Origin of the sequence: Pseudomonas sp. PA1(2017), assembly GCF_001945375.1 — a bacterium.
Taxonomy (GTDB): domain Bacteria; phylum Pseudomonadota; class Gammaproteobacteria; order Pseudomonadales; family Pseudomonadaceae; genus Aquipseudomonas.
Window position 1 is genome coordinate 818,454 of the sequence record NZ_MSXU01000001.1, and the last position, 19,655, is coordinate 838,108.

Here is a 19,655-nt window from a genome sequence, read left to right on the forward strand (position 1 = left end):
GAAACTATGCATGGCTGCCAAGAAACGTGGGCTCGGTCGAGGCCTGGACGCCCTGCTGGGAGGCACCAGCGTCGATACGCTCGAGCAGGAAGCGGTCAAGGCCGATACCCGTGAGCTGCAGCACCTGCCTCTGGACCTGATTCAGCGCGGCAAGTACCAGCCGCGTCGCGATATGGACGTCACCGCGCTCGAAGAACTGAGCCAGTCGATCAAGACCCACGGCGTGATGCAGCCGATCGTGGTGCGTCCTGTGGGCGACGGGCGTTTCGAGATCGTTGCTGGTGAACGCCGCTGGCGTGCTACCCAGCAGGCCGGGCTGGATCGCATCCCGGCACTGGTACGCGAGCTGCCGGACGAAGCCGCCATCGCCATGGCGCTGATCGAGAACATCCAGCGCGAAGACCTCAATCCCATCGAAGAAGCCATGGCCCTGCAGCGTCTGCAGCAGGAGTTCCAGCTGACTCAGCAACAGGTCGCCGAAGCCGTCGGCAAGTCGCGGGTGACCATCACCAACCTGTTGCGCCTGATCGCCCTGCCCGAGGAAGTGAAAACCCTGCTCTCCCATGGCGACCTGGAAATGGGCCACGCCCGCGCACTGCTGGGCCTGCCGGTCGAGCAGCAGACCGAAGGTGCGCGACACGTTGTCGCACGGGGCCTCACTGTGCGTCAGACCGAGGCCTTGGTGCGCCAGTGGCTTAACACCCAGGAGCGGCCAACTGCCACCACCAAGGTCGATCCGGATATCAGCCGGCTCGAACAGCGCCTGGCTGAGCGGCTGGGCTCTCCGGTGCAGATCAAGCATGGCCAGAAAGGCAAAGGCCAACTGGTGATTCGCTACAATTCTCTCGACGAACTTCAGGGCGTCCTAGCCCACATTCGCTGAAACAATTGCTCCTCGAGCACTACGGCGAAAAGACTTTCGAGCAGTTGAACGGGGTGGGAACCGCCCCTATACTCTGCGCGCATTTCGGCGGCACAAAATGTGCCAAGTTATTGAATAGCTTGGTAACGATATCTGAGAGTGTTTCCCGGGAAAATTGATGGATATCCGCACGCCAAAACGCCTGCCGCTCCATCGCTTGCCGGTGTTTCCGATTCTCGTGGTGCAATTGCTGGTGCTGTTGGTTCTTGCCGCTGCCTGTTGGTACTGGAAGGGCACGACTGCTGGATATTCCGGCTTGTGCGGCGGGCTGATCGCCTGGCTGCCGAATCTGTACTTTGCCCACAAGGCATTCCGGTTTTCCGGAGCGCGGGCAGCCCAGGCCATCGTCCGGTCGTTCTACGCCGGCGAAGCAGGGAAACTGGTTTTGACAGCGGTGCTTTTCGCACTGGTGTTTGCAGGTGTGAAGCCTTTGGATGCGGCGGCTTTGTTCGGCGTATTCCTGCTGACCCAATTGGTCAACTGGTTCGCACCCTTGCTGATGAAGAGATGATTTTTAAAGCCTTAGAGCGTTTGAGGGATTTATGGCAGCTGCAGAAACCGCTTCGGGTTATATCCAGCATCACTTGCAGAACCTGACTTTCGGTCAGCACCCGGTCAATGGCTGGGGGTTCGCCCACACGGCCCAGGAAGCCAAAGAAATGGGTTTCTGGGCATTCCACCTCGATACCCTGGGTATCTCCGTGGTGCTGGGCCTGATCTTCATCTTCCTGTTCAAGGCAGCTGCCAAGCGCGCAACCTCTGGTCAGCCTGGCGGCCTGCAGAACTTCGTCGAAGTGCTGGTGGAGTTCGTCGACGGCAGCGTGAAGGACACCTTCCACGGCCGTAACGCTCTGATCGCCCCGCTGGCCCTGACCATCTTCGTCTGGATCTTCCTGATGAACCTGATGGACCTGGTGCCGGTTGACTGGATTCCGATGGCTGCCGCCAAGATCGCCGGTGATGACCACCTGTTCTTCCGCGCCGTACCGACTACCGACCCGAACGCTACCCTGGGCATGGCCCTGTCGGTATTCGCACTGATCATCTTCTACAGCATCAAGGTCAAGGGCATCGGCGGCTTCCTGGGCGAGCTGACCCTGCACCCGTTCAGCGCCAAGAACATCTTCGTCAAGATCCTGCTGATTCCGGTCAACTTCCTGCTGGAGTTCGTGACCCTGATCGCCAAGCCGGTTTCCCTGGCCCTGCGACTGTTCGGCAACCTGTACGCAGGCGAGCTGATCTTCATCCTCATCGCGGTCATGTTCGGCGGCGGCATTCTGTTGGCAGCACTGGCAGGCGTCCTGCAGTGGGCTTGGGCAGTCTTCCACCTGATCATCATCACGCTGCAGGCCTTCATCTTCATGATGCTGACCATCGTCTACCTGTCGATGGCGCACGAAGACAGCCATTGATGGACGTGTCGCGCGTCACCGACGCGCGGCGTTGTCGATGGATCCGGCCTCGGCTGGAACGCCCGCAAGGGCACTGGAAGTAACGGTTTTGCTTTACCGCTTTACCCTTAGAAAAACCTTAACCAATACGACGTAAAAAGTCGGGAGGAAAGATGGAAACTGTAGTTGGTCTGACCGCGATCGCTGTTGCTCTGCTGATTGGCCTGGGCGCTCTGGGTACCGCTATCGGCTTCGGCCTGCTGGGCGGCAAGTTCCTGGAAGGCGCTGCGCGTCAGCCGGAAATGGTTCCGATGCTGCAAGTCAAAATGTTCATCGTCGCCGGCCTGCTGGACGCCGTGACCATGATCGGTGTTGGTATCGCACTGTTCTTCACCTTCGCGAACCCCTTCGTTGGTCAAATCGCTGGCTAATCACTCGAATTTATCGAGTTGATTGGTGTGATGGACAACGAACGAGCGAGGTGTTGGCGTGAACATTAATGCAACCCTGATTGGCCAGTCCGTTGCCTTCTTCATCTTCGTGCTGTTCTGCATGAAGTTCGTATGGCCTCCGGTCATTGCGGCTTTGCAAGAGCGTCAGAAGAAGATTGCTGAAGGTCTGGACGCTGCCAGTCGTGCGGCTCGTGACCTGGAGTTGGCCCAAGAGAAAGCGGGTCAGCAACTGCGCGAAGCCAAGACACAGGCTGCTGAAATCATTGAGCAAGCCAAGAAACGCGCGAACCAGATCGTCGATGAAGCCCGTGATCAGGCTCGCGTCGAGGCGGATCGCGTGAAGGCTCAGGCTCAGGCCGAGATCGAACAGGAAATCAACAGCGTCAAAGACGCCCTGCGTGCCCAAGTGGGTGCCCTGGCCGTCGGCGGTGCCGAGAAGATCCTGGGCGCATCCATCGACCAAAACGCGCATGCGGAGCTGGTTTCCAAACTGGCCGCCGAAATTTAAGCGAGGGCGCGATCATGGCAGAACTGACCACGTTGGCCCGACCTTATGCCAAGGCGGCTTTCGAATACGCCCAGGCCCACCAGCAGCTGGCCTCTTGGTCAGCCATGCTCGGCCTGGCAGCGGCGGTGTCGCAAGACGCCACCCTGCAGAGCGTGTTCAAGGCCCCGCGTTTGACGAGTACAGACAAGGCCACCACCTTCGTCGAGGTGTGTGGTGACAAGTTCGACGCCCAGGTACGCAATTTCATCCACGTTGTCGCAGAGAACGATCGTCTGGCCCTGTTGCCGGAAATCTTCGCACTGTTCGAGCTGTACAAGGCCGAGCAGGAGAAGTCGATCGACGTGGACGTTACCAGTGCCTTCGCATTGAGCGATGAACAGCAAGACAAACTCGCCAAGGTTCTCAGTGCACGGCTCGGCCGGGAAGTGCGCCTGCACGCTGCGGAGGACGCCGCCTTGATTGGTGGTGTCGTGATCCGCGCCGGCGACCTGGTTATCGATGGCTCAGTTCGCGGCAAGATCGCGAAGCTGGCCGAAGCATTGAAATCTTGAGTTTGAAGGGGCAGCAGAGCTATGCAGCAACTCAATCCTTCCGAAATTAGTGAAATCATCAAGGGACGTATCGAGAAACTCGACGTCTCTTCCCAAGCCCGTAACGAAGGCACCATCGTCAGCGTATCCGACGGTATCGTGCGCATTCACGGTCTCGCCGACGTCATGTACGGCGAAATGATCGAGTTCCCGGGCAGCGTCTACGGTATGGCACTGAACCTGGAGCAGGACTCCGTCGGTGCCGTTGTCCTGGGTGCGTACACCACCCTGGCCGAAGGCATGAGCGCCAAGTGCACCGGTCGCATCCTGGAAGTTCCGGTTGGTCCGGAACTGCTGGGCCGCGTCGTCGACGCACTGGGCAACCCCATCGATGGCAAAGGCCCGATCAACACCGCCGCTACCGACGCTGTCGAGAAAGTGGCACCAGGTGTGATCTGGCGTAAGTCGGTCGACCAGCCGGTACAGACTGGCTACAAGTCGGTCGATGCCATGATCCCGGTAGGCCGTGGCCAGCGCGAGCTGATCATTGGTGACCGTCAGATCGGTAAGACTGCCCTGGCCGTCGACGCCATCATCAACCAGAAGAACAGCGGCATCTTCTGCGTCTACGTAGCCGTTGGTCAGAAGCAATCGACCATCGCCAACGTGGTTCGCAAACTGGAAGAGTCCGGCGCTCTGGCCAACACCATCGTCGTCGCTGCTTCGGCTTCCGAATCCGCTGCGCTGCAGTTCCTGGCACCGTACGCCGGCTGCACCATGGGCGAATACTTCCGCGACCGCGGTGAAGATGCACTGATCGTTTACGATGACCTGTCCAAGCAGGCCGTTGCCTACCGTCAGATCTCCCTGCTGCTGCGCCGTCCGCCAGGCCGTGAAGCCTATCCGGGCGACGTGTTCTATCTCCACAGCCGTCTGCTGGAGCGTGCTTCGCGCGTTTCCGAAGAGTACGTCGAGAAGTTCACCAACGGCGCCGTGACTGGCAAGACCGGTTCCCTGACCGCTCTGCCGATCATCGAAACCCAGGCTGGCGACGTTTCCGCGTTCGTTCCGACCAACGTGATTTCCATCACCGACGGTCAGATCTTCCTGGAATCGGCCATGTTCAACTCGGGTATCCGTCCGGCCGTCAACGCCGGTATCTCGGTATCCCGTGTGGGTGGTGCTGCGCAGACCAAGATCATCAAGAAGCTCTCCGGTGGCATCCGTACCGCTCTGGCTCAGTACCGTGAACTGGCGGCATTCGCCCAGTTCGCGTCCGACCTGGACGAAGCCACCCGCAAGCAGCTCGAGCATGGTCAGCGCGTTACCGAGCTGATGAAGCAGAAGCAATACGCTCCGATGTCCATCGCGGACATGGCGCTGTCGCTGTATGCCGCCGAGCGTGGTTTCCTGACCGACATCGAAGTCGCCAAGATCATCAGCTTCGAGCAGGCTCTGATCGCCTTCTTCAACCGTGATCACGCCGACCTGATGGCGAAGATCAACGAGAAGGGTGACTTCAACGACGACATCGATGGCCAGCTCAAAGCCGGTATCGAGAAGTTCAAAGCCACCCAAACCTGGTAAGCCGCAGCGGGCGTCGCGAGACGCCCGCCTGCTAACCCGATAGGTGTGAAATGGCAGGCGCAAAAGAGATTCGCAGCAAGATTGCGAGCATCAAAAGCACGCAGAAGATCACCAGCGCCATGGAAAAGGTGGCGGTCAGCAAGATGCGCAAGGCACAACAGCGCATGGCAGCTAGCCGTCCCTACGCGGAGCGTATCCGCCAGGTAATTGGTCATCTGGCCAACGCCAACCCGGAATACCGTCATCCCTTCATGATCGAACGCGAAGTAAAGCGCGTCGGTTACGTGGTGGTGAGTTCGGACCGTGGTCTGTGCGGTGGCTTGAATACCAACCTGTTCAAGGCCCTGGTCAAGGACATGTCGGCAAACCGCGAGCGCGGCGTGGAGATCGATCTCTGCGTAGTTGGCAGCAAGGGTGCGGCATTCTTCCGCAACTTTGGTGGCAACGTGGTCGCTGCAATCAGCCACCTCGGCGAAGAGCCGTCGATCAACGATCTGATCGGCAGCGTCAAGGTGATGCTCGATGCTTACCTGGAAGGGCGCATCGACCGTTTGTCCGTGGTTTCCAACAAGTTCATCAATACCATGACCCAGAAGCCGACCGTGGAGCAGTTGATTCCACTGGTGGCCGATCCGGATCAGGAACTGAAACACCACTGGGACTACCTGTACGAACCCGACGCCAAGCAGCTGCTTGACGGGCTGATGGTGCGCTACGTGGAGTCGCAGGTGTACCAGGCAGTGGTCGAGAACAATGCAGCCGAACAGGCTGCACGGATGATCGCGATGAAGAACGCCACCGATAACGCTGGCGACCTCATCAAAGACCTGCAGTTGATCTACAACAAGGCACGTCAGGCAGCGATCACCCAGGAAATTTCGGAAATCGTCGGCGGCGCTGCCGCGGTTTAACGGTTCAAATATTCAGAGGAACCAAAGATGAGTAGCGGACGTATCGTTCAAATCATCGGCGCCGTCATCGACGTGGAATTCCCGCGTGACAAGGTGCCGAGTGTTTATGAAGCGCTGAAAGTAGTCGGCGCCGAAACCACTCTGGAAGTTCAGCAGCAGCTGGGCGACGGCGTGGTGCGTACCATTGCGATGGGTTCGACCGAAGGCCTCAAGCGTGGTCTGAACGTCGACAGCACCGGCGCTGGCATCCAGGTACCGGTCGGGGTCAAGACCCTGGGCCGTATCATGGACGTGCTGGGCAACCCGATCGACGAAGCCGGCCCGATCGGCGAAGAAGAGCGCTGGGGCATTCACCGTGCCGCACCGACCTACGCCGAGCAATCCGGCTCCAACGAGCTGCTGGAAACCGGCATCAAGGTCATCGACCTGGTCTGCCCGTTCGCCAAGGGCGGTAAAGTCGGTCTGTTCGGTGGTGCCGGTGTCGGCAAGACCGTAAACATGATGGAGCTGATCCGTAACATCGCCATCGAGCACAGCGGTTATTCCGTGTTCGCCGGTGTGGGTGAGCGTACCCGTGAGGGTAACGACTTCTACCACGAGATGAAGGACTCCAACGTTCTCGACAAGGTAGCCCTGGTCTACGGTCAGATGAACGAGCCACCAGGCAACCGTCTGCGCGTCGCCCTGACCGGCCTGACCATGGCCGAGAAGTTCCGTGACGAAGGCCGTGACGTTCTGTTCTTCGTGGACAACATCTACCGCTACACCCTGGCCGGTACCGAAGTATCCGCACTGCTCGGCCGTATGCCGTCGGCAGTAGGTTACCAGCCGACCCTGGCTGAAGAGATGGGTGTTCTGCAAGAACGCATCACCTCCACCAAGACCGGTTCGATCACCTCGATCCAGGCCGTATACGTACCTGCGGACGACCTGACCGACCCGAGCCCGGCGACCACCTTCGCCCACTTGGATGCCACCGTCGTACTGTCCCGTGACATCGCCTCCCTGGGTATCTACCCGGCGGTCGACCCACTGGACTCGACTTCGCGCCAGCTGGACCCGAACGTGATCGGCCAGGAGCACTACGACACCGCTCGCGGCGTTCAGTACGTGCTGCAGCGCTACAAAGAGCTGAAGGACATCATCGCGATCCTCGGCATGGACGAACTGTCGGAAGAAGACAAGCAGCTGGTATCCCGTGCTCGTAAGATCCAGCGTTTCCTGTCCCAGCCGTTCTTCGTTGCTGAAGTGTTCACCGGCTCGCCAGGCAAGTACGTTTCCCTGAAGGACACCATCGCTGGTTTCAGCGGCATCCTCAAAGGTGAGTACGATCACCTGCCGGAGCAGGCGTTCTACATGGTCGGTGGCATCGAAGAAGCCATCGAGAAAGCGAAGAAACTGTAATCACCCGTGCGCCCGGCAACGGGCGCTTACGTGAGGCTAGATATGGCTATGACAGTCCATTGCGACATCGTCAGCGCAGAAGGCGAGATCTTCTCCGGTCTGGTCGAAATGGTGATCGCCCACGGTAACCTGGGTGATCTGGGGATCTCCCCAGGCCACGCACCGTTGATCACCGACCTCAAGCCGGGCCCGATTCGTCTGGTCAAGCAGGGTGGCGATACCGAGGTGTTCTACATCTCCGGTGGCTTCCTGGAAGTGCAGCCAAGCATGGTCAAGGTACTCGCCGACACCGTGCAACGTGCTGCCGATCTGGATGAAGCCTCCGCTCAGGAAGCCGTCAAAGCTGCCGAGAAAGCGCTGAGCGAGCAGGGAGCCGAGTTCGACTACGGTTCCGCCGCTGCTCGTCTGGCCGAAGCCGCAGCCCAGCTGCGCACCGTCCAGCAAATGCGCAAGAAGTTCGGCGGTAGCTGATACCGACGCTCTTCATCGTTGCTTGGAAAAGGGGTAGCCTTGGCTACCCTTTTTCTTGCCTGCGATTTAACCACGGTTGTGGATAACCCGATCATGTGGGAGCGGCTTCAGCCGCGATAACCCCTTTTCTGATCGACACTCGCGCAACGGATTGCTGTGAACCCTCTTTCTTTCCGCTCTCGTTTATCTGGATCTGCCATGTCCCTCGATATCGTCATTCTCGCCGCTGGCCAGGGCACCCGCATGCGTTCGGCGCTACCCAAGGTGCTGCATCCGGTCGCTCACAAGCCCATGCTTGGCCACGTCATCGACACCGCCCGCAGCTTGCAGCCGCAGAGCATCCAGGTGGTGATCGGCCATGGCGCCGAGAAGGTACGCGAGCGCCTGGCGGCCGACGACCTGAGTTTCGTCATCCAGGCCGAGCAGTTGGGTACCGGTCACGCAGTGGCCCAGGCGCAACCGGCACTGACTGCCGACACGGTCTTGATCCTTTACGGCGACGTGCCGCTGATCGAGCCGGCGACCCTGCAACGCCTGCTGGAGCTGGTCAACGACAACCAGCTGGGCCTGCTCACCGTCGAGCTGGCCGACCCGACCGGCTACGGCCGCATCGTGCGTGACGAGCAGGGCGCCGTGCAGGCTATCGTCGAACACAAGGATGCCAGCGAGGCACAGCGGCAGATCCGTGAAGGTAACACCGGCATTCTCGCCGTGCCCGGCAAGCGCTTGGGCGATTGGCTGGGGCGGCTGTCGAACAGCAACGCCCAGGGCGAGTACTACCTGACCGACGTGATCGCCATGGCAGTCGCTGACGGCCTGGTGGTGGCCACCGCTACCGCTGCCGACGAAATGGAAGTGCTCGGCGCCAACGACCGTATCCAGCTCGCCCAGCTCGAATGTCATTATCAGCAGCGCATGGCCCGCCGGCTGATGGCCCAGGGCGTAACCCTGCGCGACCCTCACCGTTTCGACGTGCGCGGTGAGGTGAGCGTGGGCCGCGACGTGACCATCGACATCAACGTGATCCTCGAAGGCCGTGTGATCATCGAGGACGATGTGCAGGTTGGCCCGAACTGCGTGATCAAGGACAGCACCTTGCGCAAAGGCGCCATCGTCAAGGCCAACAGCCATCTGGAAGGCGCCGAAGTGGGTGAGGGCGCGGATTGCGGTCCATTCGCCCGTTTGCGGCCAGGCAGCGTACTGGGCGCCAAGGCCCATGTGGGTAACTTCGTGGAGCTGAAGAACGCCGTGCTGGGGGAGGGCGCCAAGGCCGGTCACCTGAGCTATCTGGGCGACGCCGAGGTCGGCGCGCGCACCAACATCGGTGCCGGCACCATCACCTGCAACTACGACGGCGCCAACAAGCATCGTACCGTGATGGGAGAGGACGTCTTCGTCGGTTCCAACAGCGCGCTGGTTGCGCCCGTAACACTGGGTGATGGCGTCACTACCGCCGCTGGTTCGGTCATCACCTCTGACGTGCCGGCCAACAACCTGGCCGTCGCTCGCGGGCGCCAGCGTAATATCGATGGTTGGCAGCGTCCGATCAAGAAAAAGCCTTGAACGCACCCTGTGGATAACATGGCGACCGGTGCAATACGATCGCTTCAGGTGTTATCCACGAACCCTGTGCTGCTTGACAGTAAAGCTTCGTTAGGTTTTGATTCGAGAAATTATCTTTCGAATCGAAACTTAAGCATGTCAAAACGCAACACGCCGCAACGTCGCCACACCATTCTTGCCCTGCTCACCGAGCTGGGCGAGGTGAGCGTCGACGCCTTGGCCAAGCGTTTCGCCACCTCCGAAGTAACCATTCGCAAGGATCTTGCCGCGCTGGAAGCCAACGGTCTGCTGTTGCGCCGTTATGGCGGCGCGGTGCCGCTGCCCCAGGAAATGATGGTCGAGAGCAGTCAGCCGGTGTCCCGCTACAAGCAGGCGATCGCCCGGGCTGGTGTGGCGCGCATCCGTGAGCATGCGCGGATCATCATCGACAGCGGCACCACCACCGCGGCGATGATCCCCGAGCTGGGCCACAAGCCCGGGCTGGTGGTGATGACCAATTCCCTGAACGTGGCCAACGCGCTGCGCGATATCGAGCACGAGCCGGTTTTGCTGATGACCGGCGGCACCTGGGATCCGCATTCGGAATCCTTCCAGGGCCAGGTCGCCGAGCAGGTGCTGCGCTCCTATGATTTCGACCAGCTGTTTATCGGAGCCGATGGTATCGACCTGCAGCGTGGTACCACCACCTTCAACGAGCTGCTGGGCCTTTCGCGCGTCATGGCCGAGGTGGCCCGTGAGGTGATCGTCATGGTCGAGAGCGACAAGATCGGCCGGCGCATTCCCAATCTCGAGCTGCCCTGGGGCAGCGTACACACCCTGATTACTGACGAGCGTCTCGACAGCGAGGCGCGCGAACAACTCTTGGCCCGCGGGATCCAGCTGATCTGCGCGGCCACTGACGCATCCTGAGGAGAACACTATGTGTGGCATCGTAGGCGCCATTGCCGAACGCAACATCACCGCCGTGCTGGTCGAGGGCCTCAAGCGCCTCGAATACCGCGGCTATGACAGCGCCGGTGTGGCGCTGCTCGATGACATGGGCAGCCTGCAGCGCCGTCGTCGCGTCGGCAAGGTCAGCGAACTGGAAGCGGCGCTGGATAGCGAACCACTGCCGGGCCGCCTGGGTATCGCCCACACCCGTTGGGCCACCCACGGCGTGCCGACCGAAAACAATGCCCACCCACACTTTTCCGGCGACCAACTGGCGGTGGTGCACAACGGCATCATCGAGAACCATGGCCCGTTGCGTGAGCAACTGCAGGGCCTGGGTTATACTTTCAGTTCGGATACCGACACCGAAGTCATCGTGCACCTGCTCGCTCACACCCTGAAAAGCCACAGCGACCTGGCCGACGCCCTCAAGGCGGTGGTCAAGCAGCTGCGCGGCGCCTACGGCCTGGCGGTGATCAGTGCGGCCAACCCGGATCGTCTGCTCGCCGCGCGCAGCGGCAGCCCGCTGGTGATCGGCCTGGGCCTGGGCGAGAACTTCCTCGCCTCTGACCAGCTCGCCCTGCGCCAGGTCACCGACCGTTTCATGTACCTGGAAGAGGGCGATATCGCCGAAATCCAGCGCGACAGCGTGCAGATCTGGGATACCAACGGTGACGTAGTGCAACGAGAAGCCGTGCAGTACCACGAAGGTGCCGATGCGGCCGACAAGGGCGTGTTCCGCCACTTCATGCTCAAGGAAATCCACGAGCAGCCCAAGGTCGTGCAGCGCACCCTGGAAGGCCGCCTCGGTAGCGACCATGTGCTGGTGCAGGCCTTTGGCCCCCAGGCCGCCGAGCTGTTCGCCAAGGTGCGCAACGTGCAGATCGTTGCCTGCGGCACCAGTTATCACGCCGGCATGGTCGCCCGCTACTGGCTCGAAGGGCTGGCGGGCATTCCCTGCCAGGTCGAGGTGGCCAGCGAGTTTCGCTACCGCCGTGTCGCGGTGCAGCCGGACACCCTGTTCGTCAGCATCTCGCAGTCCGGCGAAACGGCCGACACCCTGGCCGCGCTACGTAATGCCAAGGCCGATGGCGGCTACCTGGCCAGCTTGGCGATCTGCAACGTCGGCATCAGCTCGCTGGTGCGTGAGTCCGACCTGACCCTATTGACTCACGCCGGCCCCGAAATTGGCGTGGCTTCGACCAAGGCCTTCACCACCCAGCTGGTCGGCCTGATGTTGCTGACCCTGGCCATCGGCCAAGTCAAAGGCACGCTTGAAAAGGGCATCGCCGCCGAGCTGGTGGACGAGTTGCGTCGCCTGCCGGCGCGGCTGGATGAAGCCCTGGCGATGGACAAGATCGTCGAGAAGGTTTCCGAGCTGTTCGCCGAGAAGCACCACACCCTGTTCCTCGGCCGCGGCGCCCAGTACCCGGTGGCCATGGAAGGGGCGCTCAAACTCAAGGAAATCTCCTACATCCACGCCGAGGCCTATCCGGCGGGTGAGCTCAAGCACGGCCCGCTGGCCCTGGTCGATGCCGATATGCCGGTGGTTACCGTGGCGCCCAACAACGAGCTGCTCGACAAGCTGAAGTCCAACCTGCAGGTGGTTCGCGCCCGTGGTGGTGAACTGATCGTGTTCGCCGATGCCAGCGCCGCCATGAGCAATGGCGAAGGCACCCACGTGGTGAACATGCCGCACATCCACGACGCCCTGGCACCGATTCTCTACACCCTGCCGCTGCAGCTGCTGTCGTACCACGTTGCCGTGCTGCGCGGCACCGACGTCGATCAGCCACGCAACCTGGCCAAGTCGGTCACGGTGGAGTGATGGGCGACAAGGCTGCGCTGGCCCAGCTCGGGCCACTCGCCCAACTGCGTGCCGGCCACCTGCCACAGCGTCTGCTGCAGCTGTTCGTCGGCCTGGCCTTCTTCGGCATTTCCATGGCGATGATGATCCGCGGCAACCTGGGGCTGTCGCCCTGGGATGCTCTGCATGTCGGGCTGGCCAAGTTGCTGCCGTTGAGCTTTGGCTGGATCGTGGTGGGCGTGTCCTTCCTGGTGCTGCTGCTGTGGATTCCGCTGCGGGAGATTCCCGGCCTCGGCACCATCGCCAACGCAGTGGTGATCGGCGTGGTGGCGGACTTCACCCTGCAGATGCTGGTGGCGCCGGAAGGCTTCGTCTGGCGCCTGCTGCTGACCCTGGGAGGCGTGCTGCTCTGCGGTTTCGGCTCGGCACTGTATATCGGCGCCCAGCTGGGGCGTGGCCCGCGTGACGGCCTGATGACCGGCTTGCATCGGGTAACCGGTTATTCGTTGCGCTCCATGCGCACCGCCATCGAACTGGCCGTGCTGCTGGTCGGCACCTTGCTCGCCGGCTACAAGGTGCTGGGCATCGGCACCCTGCTGTTCGCCTTTGGCATTGGGCCGCTGACCCAACTGATGCTGCCTTGGGTGCTGGTCAGGCTGGATAGCTGATTGAACTTATGCGGCCACCGGCTGAATAGGTAGACCGGCCGGCTTTGACGTTAAACCTGTATCAGCGCAGCGGCGTCTCATCCGGTCGCAGGGTCAGCACGCGGACGCCATCGGCGGTGACGGCAACGGTGTGCTCGAACTGCGCGGACAGCAGCCCATCGTTGGTGACTACCGTCCAACCGTCACGCAAGGTTTTAGTACCGGGCTTGCCCTGGTTGATCATCGGCTCGATGGTGAAGGTCATGCCTTCGCGCAGGGTCAGGCCGGTTCCAGCCTTGCCCCAGTGCAGCACTTCCGGTGCTTCATGCATCTGTTTGCCGATGCCATGACCGCAATACTCACGTACCACCGAATAGCCGTGGGCGCGGGCGTGGCGTTCGATGGCATGGCCAATGTCGCCCAGCCGGCCGCCGGGTCGTACCGCCGCGATACCTTTCCATAGCGCCTCGTAGGTCACGCGGGTAAGGCGCTCTGCTTCCGGCGAAACGCTACCGATCAGGTAGGTCTTGCTGGAGTCGGCGATATAGCCGTTCTTTTCCAGAGTGATATCGAAATTCACCAGGTCGCCGTTCTGCAATACGTCTTTGGCGCTCGGCACCCCGTGGCACACCACTTGGTTGATGGAAGCGTTGAGCGAATAGGCGAAACCGTACTGGCCTTTACTGGCCGGGCGTGACTTGAGGTTGTGGACAATGAAGTTATCCACAATGCCGTCGACCTGCAGGGTCGACATCCCGCACAGCTCCAGCTGATCGAGGTGAGTGAAGACCGAGGCCAATAACTGGCCGGCCTCGGCCATCAGGGTAATTTCCTCCGGCGTCTTGATCATGACGCGTTCGCCAGGCCGGGCGCCGATACCCCGGCAGCACGCAGCTCGGCGGCCATCACTTGGTTGAAGCTCAGGGTCGGATTCATTTCACAGAGCATGCCGATGCGAATCCAGAACCCGGCCTGAGCATTGATGGAGCGGTGCGACACGCTGCTTGCTCGGCGAATCTGGTCGTGCAGCTCGTCTTCGATATTGACGATACCCATGGTCAAGCCTCTATACGTTTCGTATATGAATCATATAGTTCCCGTGTACTATTGCCCAGCTCGTTCATCGGGGCTGTGACCATTCTTATTGGTCAAGAATTGATCAGAAAAGCCATGAGCAGCGTCTTTACTGGCTTTCATAGCTATATCCACAGGTGATAAGAGATTTTATCCAAGACATCTGTGCATAACCTAGGAGCATGTGATCAATTACTGAGCAATTAATCGTAGAGGGCGGGGCACTAAGCGCCCAGCAACTCGCTACCAGCTTATCCACAGCTTGAATCACGATAATTGTGCATGGCTGTCCATTAATTCACAGCCCCGTGATGAGAAGAGCATTTAGCGGTTTCGTCATCCAATCGTCATCAAACTTGCCTAGCGTCCCTGCGCATCAGAAGAACGCAGGAGCGCCGTGATGCATGATGATCAATTGACCGACCTCGAACGCCTGACCCTTTCCCGTCGCCGTTTCATCGGTGCCGGAGCGCTGACCGGCGCAGCGTTGTTTCTTGGCGGCGGTTTGCTGAGCCGTAGCGTACTGGCCGAATCGATCGGTGCCACGGTCCCCAGCCCTCTGCTGGGTTTCGCCAACCTGGCGGCCTCCACGGCCGATACCATCACCCTGCCGCCGGGCTATTCGTTCCGCCCGCTGATCAGCTGGGGCCAGCCTTTGCAGGCCGGCGGGCCGGCCTTCAAGGGCGATGGCAGCAACAGCGCGGCTGAACAGTTGCTGCAGTTCGGTGACAACACCGATGGCATGAGCTTCTTCCCCTGGCCTGGCGACCCCGACCGCGCGCTGATGGCCATCAACAACGAATACGTGAATTATCGTTATCTGCTGGCCCATGGCGGCCTGCCGAAATCCGCCGAGGACGTGCGCAAGGCGCAGAACGCCGAGGGCGTGACGGTGATCGAGGTGCGGCGCAGTGGTGCCGGCTGGGGCTTCGTGCAGGGCTCGCCTTATAACCGTCGTGTGCATGGCAACCTGCCGATCGAGGTGAGCGGCCCGGCACGGGGCCACGAGCTGCTCAAGACAGAGGCCGACCCGGCCGGTATCGAAGTGCTCGGCACCTTCCAGAACTGCTCCAGCGGTCAGACGCCCTGGGGCACCTACCTGACCTGCGAAGAGAACTTCAGCGACTGCTTTGGCAGCAGTGATGCCAACCTGCAATTCAGCCCTGATCAGAAGCGTTTCAGCGTGCTGCACGCGAGTGCCGAGAACGAGTGGCACCGCTTCGACCCACGCTTCGACATTGCCAAGAACCCTAACGAGCTGAACCGCCACGGCTGGATCGTCGAGATCGACCCGTTCGACCCGCAAGCCAAGCCGATCAAGCGCACTGCCCTGGGCCGTTTCAAGCACGAGAACGCGGCGCTGACCACAACACGCGATGGCCGCGTGGTGGTGTACATGGGCGATGACGAGCGTGGCGAGTTCATCTACAAGTTCATCACCCGCGACCGCCTGGACCGCAGCAATGCCAAGGCCAATCGCCATATACTCGATCAGGGCACGCTTTACGTGGCGCGTTTCGACGAGGGCAACGGTGATGCCGATCACCCGAAAGGCCGCGGCCGCTGGATCGAGCTGACCGCCGGCAAGCATGGCCTGACCGCCGAGCATGGCTTCGCCAATCAGGCCGAGGTGGTGATTCGCGCGCGGCAGGCCGGCACCCACGTCGGCGCCACGCGCATGGATCGCCCCGAGTGGATCACCGTCAGCCCCAAGGACGGCCAGGTTTACTGCACCCTCACCAACAACAGCAAGCGCGGTGAGCCGGGGCAGCCGGTCAGCGGCCCGAACCCGCGGGCGAACAACCTGTACGGGCAGATTCTGCGTTGGCGCGAGCACGCTGACGACGCTGCCGCCATGGATTTCGAGTGGGATCTGTTCGTGGTTGCCGGCAACCCGGTGGTGCATGCCGGAACGCCCCAGGCGGGTAGCCATGCGATCAACGCCGACAACATGTTCAACAGCCCGGATGGCGTTGGTTTCGACAGTGGCGGCCGCCTGTGGATCCAGACCGACGGCAAATACAGCAACAAGGGCGACTACGCCGGCATGGGCAATAACCAGATGCTCTGCGCCGACCCGCACACCGGCGAGATCCGTCGTTTCATGGTCGGCCCGGTCGGCTGCGAGGTGACCGGCCTGGCCTTCTCGCCGGATTACAAGAGCATGTTCGTGGGCATCCAGCACCCGGGCGAAGAGGGCGGCTCGAGCTTCCCGGATCACCAGGCTGGCGTGCATCCCCGCTCGACGGTGGTGGTCATCACCCGTGACGATGGCGGTGTAATCGGCGCCTGATCAGGGCCCCGCTCAGAGGGTGACGGTGGTGGCGCCACGGATGACCACTTCACCGTTGTCCTCGGGCAGGCTGGGGATCGTTATCCCCAGCAGCCGCAGAGTGGGCACGATGGCTCGCTGGTCGCTGGGCCCGTCGTGGTTGTAGCCGCGTTGCAGACAGACGTGCAGCACGTAGCGCGGTGCGGTCGGGTCGCGACTGTCGAGGGCGATGTTGCCGTAGGACGGCTGGCCATCAGAGCCTGGCAACGGGCTCCAGTTCAGGCCGGCGGCGTCCTGCTCGGGCGCCGGGCAATTGCCACCGCGCCAGCTTTCCGGAAGCCAGCTGCGTTGCACGACCGCCGTGACTTCCCGGCTGATCAGCTGAGTGTAGGCGGCATTGCCCGGGTCGACCTGCAACGTCGCGCGGGCGGCATCGGCGCTGACCTGCTTGAAGGTCAGCAGTAACAGCATCGGAATGCTGTAAGCGATGATCCCGTACACCACCACGAAGAACACCGCGAACAACATGGCGAACTCGATGGCCACGGCGCCCAGCTGGCTGCTTTTCCCTGGACGTTTCATCGCTCACCTCAGCGAATCAACTGCGGGATGCCGCAGCTGATGCTGTGTACCTTGATTTCGCTTTTTCCGAGATCGAGGCCGAGGTTGGTGAGCAGGCTGCTGACGGCACTGCCCACGGCGTTGAGCACGGGCTTGAGCGCATCGAGAACCGGATTGAGGATGGTGAGCAGAAGGGGTTGGGAGTTACTGCTCAAGCCGAGGGACGAGGCCAGGCCGGTAAGGACACTGCTGAGCAGGCCGCCCTGCGGTTGCGTCTGCAACGAGGAAATCAGTTCGGTGCGGCATTGCATCTTGTTCGTGGTGCAGTTGTTCAGCAGCAATTTGTTGTGCCACTCGTCGGGCATCGTCGTGTCCAGCAACAGTGCTACCGGGCGGGGCCAGGTCAGCCCGTCCGCTTTCATGGCGGCGCGAATGGCGTCCTTGTTGGGGTAGGTGGCCAGGTATTTGTCCGCGATCTCAGTTGCTTGGCCAGATGTGAGGCGGGGATAGCCATTGGCGTCCTTGGGCGCGCCGACACCGATCATTCGGCTGACCTGGGAGAGCAGGTTGGCGACCGAATCGCCAATCTTCAGATTATTGACTTGAGTGATTTCGGATTCATCTTCAGCGAGGGTCAGTTCGTCCCGCACGGGATTGTTGCCGGTGGCGATCAGAGGCACGACGGCCTTGCCCTTGATCAGGTCGACGTTCAGCAGCCTGACGATACTGGTCTCCTGAATGGTGGACTCGGTGCAACTGGCCCGGGTCGACCACATCGCGCCGCCGGGCATCTCGCCGATGCAGATGTTGCCGACCGTGGACTCGACTTCGATGGTCGCCTCGGGCTCGGCGCGCGAGCAGTCGATGGCGGTTAGCTCGCCCTTGGCACTGACCAGATCGATGATTATCGGCAGCTTGATCGAAGTGCCGAGCAAATTGAGCAGAGAGCTCGCCAGGGGCACATTGTTGCTGTCGATATCGATGTGCAGGCGAGTCTGTGCATTAAAGGCCGTGGTGCCCACTGGCCCGATGCCAATGGCCGGTGGCTCCACGACGCCGAGCTTCAGCTTCACTGCGCCGAGAAGATTGAGCTCATCCACCAGCAATCCACGCCCCTGAACCGCAGTCACCAGGCCTGTGGATAACACCTCGCCCAGCGCCAGCCTGGCGTCCAGGGCAGAGCCCACGGCCTGGCCGGGGCCGGTTATCAGCTTGAGCAGGCCGGGACGATCTTCGGTCGCCAACAGGTTCACCGTGGCATCTTTCAACTGCGTGTTCGCCAGTGTCGCGCCCAGTGCCCTGATATCGGCGGCCAGTGCCTGGTCGTGATCTATCAGGTTGGCCGAAACGTCGACCAGCCGCTGGATGCCTACCGCGCCGACCCGGGTATCCACCAGGTTCGCCAGGCCTTCAGGCGTAAGCGCCCTCAACTGATTGATGCCGACGTCCACTCCCAGCGCCTGCAGCAAGCCGGCGGGGGTGATTTGGGCGTTCGCCAGGCCCTGGGAATCGAGCACCGTCAGCGCGCTGACGTTCGCACCGGCGGCTGTGAGTAACCTCGGCACCAGCCCGTTGGCATTGAGATCCAGCAATTGCGCGCCGACGCTGAAGACCGTCAGCGGGTCGCTGTCTTTCTCGGCCACGGCAATGGCTTGCAGCCTTACGCTGTCGCTGCCGGTCAGCCCGAACAGGCTGCCGGTGCGCACCACGATGCTGGCGGGTACCTGGCTGCTGGTGACCACGCGAACCGCCCGGCCATCGGCGGCGTCGGCGACTGGAACGCGCAGGCCGTCGACGATCGAAACGCTCACGCAGGACGAACTCAGCGCGCGCCCGGCGCCCTGGACGAAACCATAGGACGCGGCATTCTCCACGGCATAGACCTGGGCAAGGGCAGTATCCAGCGAGCAATTGCCGGAGGCGAGCCGCGATATGGATTCCAGAGCCGCGGTGTCCGCCAGCTTCTGCAGGTTGCGCTGCTCGAGGTACAGGCGGCCGCTGTCGATCACCAGGGCCAGAAACAGGATGGCCATGACCAGAGTCGCCGCGCTCAGCATGCTGAAGGCGCCTCGCTGGCGGTAACGGTCGGGACCATAGCGGCGCATGCTCAGCCCCCCGCGCCATTGCTGTACAGACGGATTTTCGCCTCGCCGCGGATCTCGTCCGGCAACTGAGGCACCTTCCAGCCGAGAATCGAGAAGGGCGGCATGATGCTTTCCGGGTCGTCATGGCGCACGCACACGCTCCACACCGCCCCGGTTTTCAGGAAGCCGTCGTAACCCTCGCACGGTTGCGCCCAGGCTTGCGGCAACCACGAATTGCGCACGCTCTGCTGCACACGTTGTTGATACAGGACGATCTGTTCGGGTGACGGGGCGCGGGTGTCGGGCGAGCGGATGGCGTCACGCAGGGCTTCGGTAGCCAGTTCCTGATAGGTGGCGCCAAGCAGAAACGGGATGCTGTAACCGACCAGCCCGTAGAGAATCAGGAAGAAGATGATGAAGGCGATCGAGAACTCGACGGCGGCAGCGCCTCGCTGCCTGTAAGCCGAGCCAGAACCAGCTGAGTGAGGCACTTCCCTGATCCCCGAAAGCGGTTGGATCCATGCGTTCCGGCGGCGTGATC

At 61.5% G+C, this 19,655-nt stretch carries 20 protein-coding genes; 15 read left to right on the forward strand and 5 right to left on the reverse strand.

Features of this window, described 5'->3' with window-relative positions:
• The first annotated feature begins 10 nt into the window (after positions 1–10).
• From BVH01_RS03755 to BVH01_RS03820, 14 genes are all read left to right on the forward strand, one after another.
• Positions 11–883: a ParB/RepB/Spo0J family partition protein gene (locus BVH01_RS03755; protein ID WP_075929015.1), complete on the forward strand. Its 873-nt coding sequence runs from the start codon at positions 11–13 to the stop codon at positions 881–883.
• A 157-nt stretch (positions 884–1,040) separates the two neighbouring features.
• Positions 1,041–1,433 (forward strand): F0F1 ATP synthase subunit I, encoded by a 393-nt coding sequence (locus tag BVH01_RS03760; RefSeq protein ID WP_075929016.1) that lies wholly within the window; start codon positions 1,041–1,043, stop codon positions 1,431–1,433.
• Between the two features lie 31 nt (positions 1,434–1,464).
• Positions 1,465–2,334, forward strand: a complete 870-nt coding sequence (gene atpB / locus BVH01_RS03765) for a F0F1 ATP synthase subunit A (RefSeq protein ID WP_070884867.1) — start codon at positions 1,465–1,467, stop codon at positions 2,332–2,334.
• 152 nt (positions 2,335–2,486) lie between these two features.
• Positions 2,487–2,744, forward strand: coding sequence for a F0F1 ATP synthase subunit C (atpE, locus tag BVH01_RS03770; protein ID WP_003097235.1), 258 nt, complete (start codon positions 2,487–2,489; stop codon positions 2,742–2,744).
• A gap of 58 nt (positions 2,745–2,802) precedes the next feature.
• Positions 2,803–3,273, forward strand: coding sequence for a F0F1 ATP synthase subunit B (locus tag BVH01_RS03775; RefSeq protein ID WP_013793556.1), 471 nt, complete (start codon positions 2,803–2,805; stop codon positions 3,271–3,273).
• 14 nt (positions 3,274–3,287) lie between these two features.
• Positions 3,288–3,824, forward strand: a complete 537-nt coding sequence (locus tag BVH01_RS03780; protein WP_013793555.1) for a F0F1 ATP synthase subunit delta — start codon at positions 3,288–3,290, stop codon at positions 3,822–3,824.
• A gap of 21 nt (positions 3,825–3,845) precedes the next feature.
• The gene (atpA, locus tag BVH01_RS03785) at positions 3,846–5,390 is read left to right on the forward strand and encodes a F0F1 ATP synthase subunit alpha (RefSeq protein ID WP_013793554.1); all 1,545 of its coding nucleotides are present in this window, start codon (positions 3,846–3,848) and stop codon (positions 5,388–5,390) included.
• Between the two features lie 50 nt (positions 5,391–5,440).
• Positions 5,441–6,301: a F0F1 ATP synthase subunit gamma gene (gene atpG, locus BVH01_RS03790; protein ID WP_027904139.1), complete on the forward strand. Its 861-nt coding sequence runs from the start codon at positions 5,441–5,443 to the stop codon at positions 6,299–6,301.
• A 27-nt stretch (positions 6,302–6,328) separates the two neighbouring features.
• On the forward strand, positions 6,329–7,705 hold the full coding sequence (atpD, locus tag BVH01_RS03795; protein ID WP_013793552.1) for a F0F1 ATP synthase subunit beta: 1,377 nt from the start codon (positions 6,329–6,331) through the stop codon (positions 7,703–7,705).
• A gap of 42 nt (positions 7,706–7,747) precedes the next feature.
• The gene (locus tag BVH01_RS03800) at positions 7,748–8,176 is read left to right on the forward strand and encodes a F0F1 ATP synthase subunit epsilon (protein ID WP_070884871.1); all 429 of its coding nucleotides are present in this window, start codon (positions 7,748–7,750) and stop codon (positions 8,174–8,176) included.
• 198 nt (positions 8,177–8,374) lie between these two features.
• Positions 8,375–9,739: a bifunctional UDP-N-acetylglucosamine diphosphorylase/glucosamine-1-phosphate N-acetyltransferase GlmU gene (gene glmU, locus BVH01_RS03805; RefSeq protein ID WP_075929017.1), complete on the forward strand. Its 1,365-nt coding sequence runs from the start codon at positions 8,375–8,377 to the stop codon at positions 9,737–9,739.
• Between the two features lie 135 nt (positions 9,740–9,874).
• Positions 9,875–10,648 (forward strand): DeoR/GlpR family DNA-binding transcription regulator, encoded by a 774-nt coding sequence (locus tag BVH01_RS03810; protein ID WP_075929018.1) that lies wholly within the window; start codon positions 9,875–9,877, stop codon positions 10,646–10,648.
• 10 nt (positions 10,649–10,658) lie between these two features.
• Entirely contained in the window at positions 10,659–12,497 is a 1,839-nt protein-coding gene (gene glmS, locus BVH01_RS03815) for a glutamine--fructose-6-phosphate transaminase (isomerizing) (RefSeq protein WP_075929019.1), read from the forward strand.
• Complete coding sequence (locus BVH01_RS03820; protein ID WP_075929020.1) at positions 12,497–13,144, forward strand: YitT family protein; 648 nt, start codon at positions 12,497–12,499, stop codon at positions 13,142–13,144. Before glmS ends, BVH01_RS03820 begins: the two co-directional genes overlap by 1 nt.
• 61 nt (positions 13,145–13,205) lie before the next feature.
• Here BVH01_RS03820 and map read toward each other — a convergent pair whose 3' ends face one another.
• Together map and BVH01_RS03830 are read right to left on the reverse strand one after the other, a co-directional pair.
• Positions 13,206–13,973 (reverse strand): type I methionyl aminopeptidase, encoded by a 768-nt coding sequence (map, locus tag BVH01_RS03825; RefSeq protein ID WP_075929021.1) that lies wholly within the window; start codon positions 13,971–13,973, stop codon positions 13,206–13,208.
• A complete protein-coding gene (locus BVH01_RS03830; RefSeq protein ID WP_075929022.1) occupies positions 13,970–14,179 on the reverse strand; it encodes a ParD-like family protein in 210 nt (69 codons plus the stop codon). Before BVH01_RS03830 ends, map begins: the two co-directional genes overlap by 4 nt.
• A gap of 418 nt (positions 14,180–14,597) precedes the next feature.
• Here BVH01_RS03830 and BVH01_RS03835 point away from each other — a divergent pair, with 418 nt between their 5' ends.
• Positions 14,598–16,490 (forward strand): PhoX family phosphatase, encoded by a 1,893-nt coding sequence (locus BVH01_RS03835; protein ID WP_075929023.1) that lies wholly within the window; start codon positions 14,598–14,600, stop codon positions 16,488–16,490.
• A gap of 12 nt (positions 16,491–16,502) precedes the next feature.
• Here the strand turns inward: BVH01_RS03835 and BVH01_RS03840 are convergent, their stop codons facing one another.
• From BVH01_RS03840 to BVH01_RS03850, 3 genes are read right to left on the reverse strand one after another with little or no spacing between them, the layout of a single operon-like run.
• Positions 16,503–17,051 (reverse strand): TadE family protein, encoded by a 549-nt coding sequence (locus BVH01_RS03840; protein WP_075929024.1) that lies wholly within the window; start codon positions 17,049–17,051, stop codon positions 16,503–16,505.
• Positions 17,052–17,059: 8 nt separating this feature from the next.
• Entirely contained in the window at positions 17,060–19,135 is a 2,076-nt protein-coding gene (locus BVH01_RS03845) for a pilus assembly protein TadG-related protein (RefSeq protein WP_075929025.1), read from the reverse strand.
• Positions 19,136–19,137: 2 nt separating this feature from the next.
• A complete protein-coding gene (locus BVH01_RS03850; RefSeq protein WP_075929026.1) occupies positions 19,138–19,605 on the reverse strand; it encodes a TadE/TadG family type IV pilus assembly protein in 468 nt (155 codons plus the stop codon).
• Between the last annotated feature and the right edge of the window lie 50 nt (positions 19,606–19,655).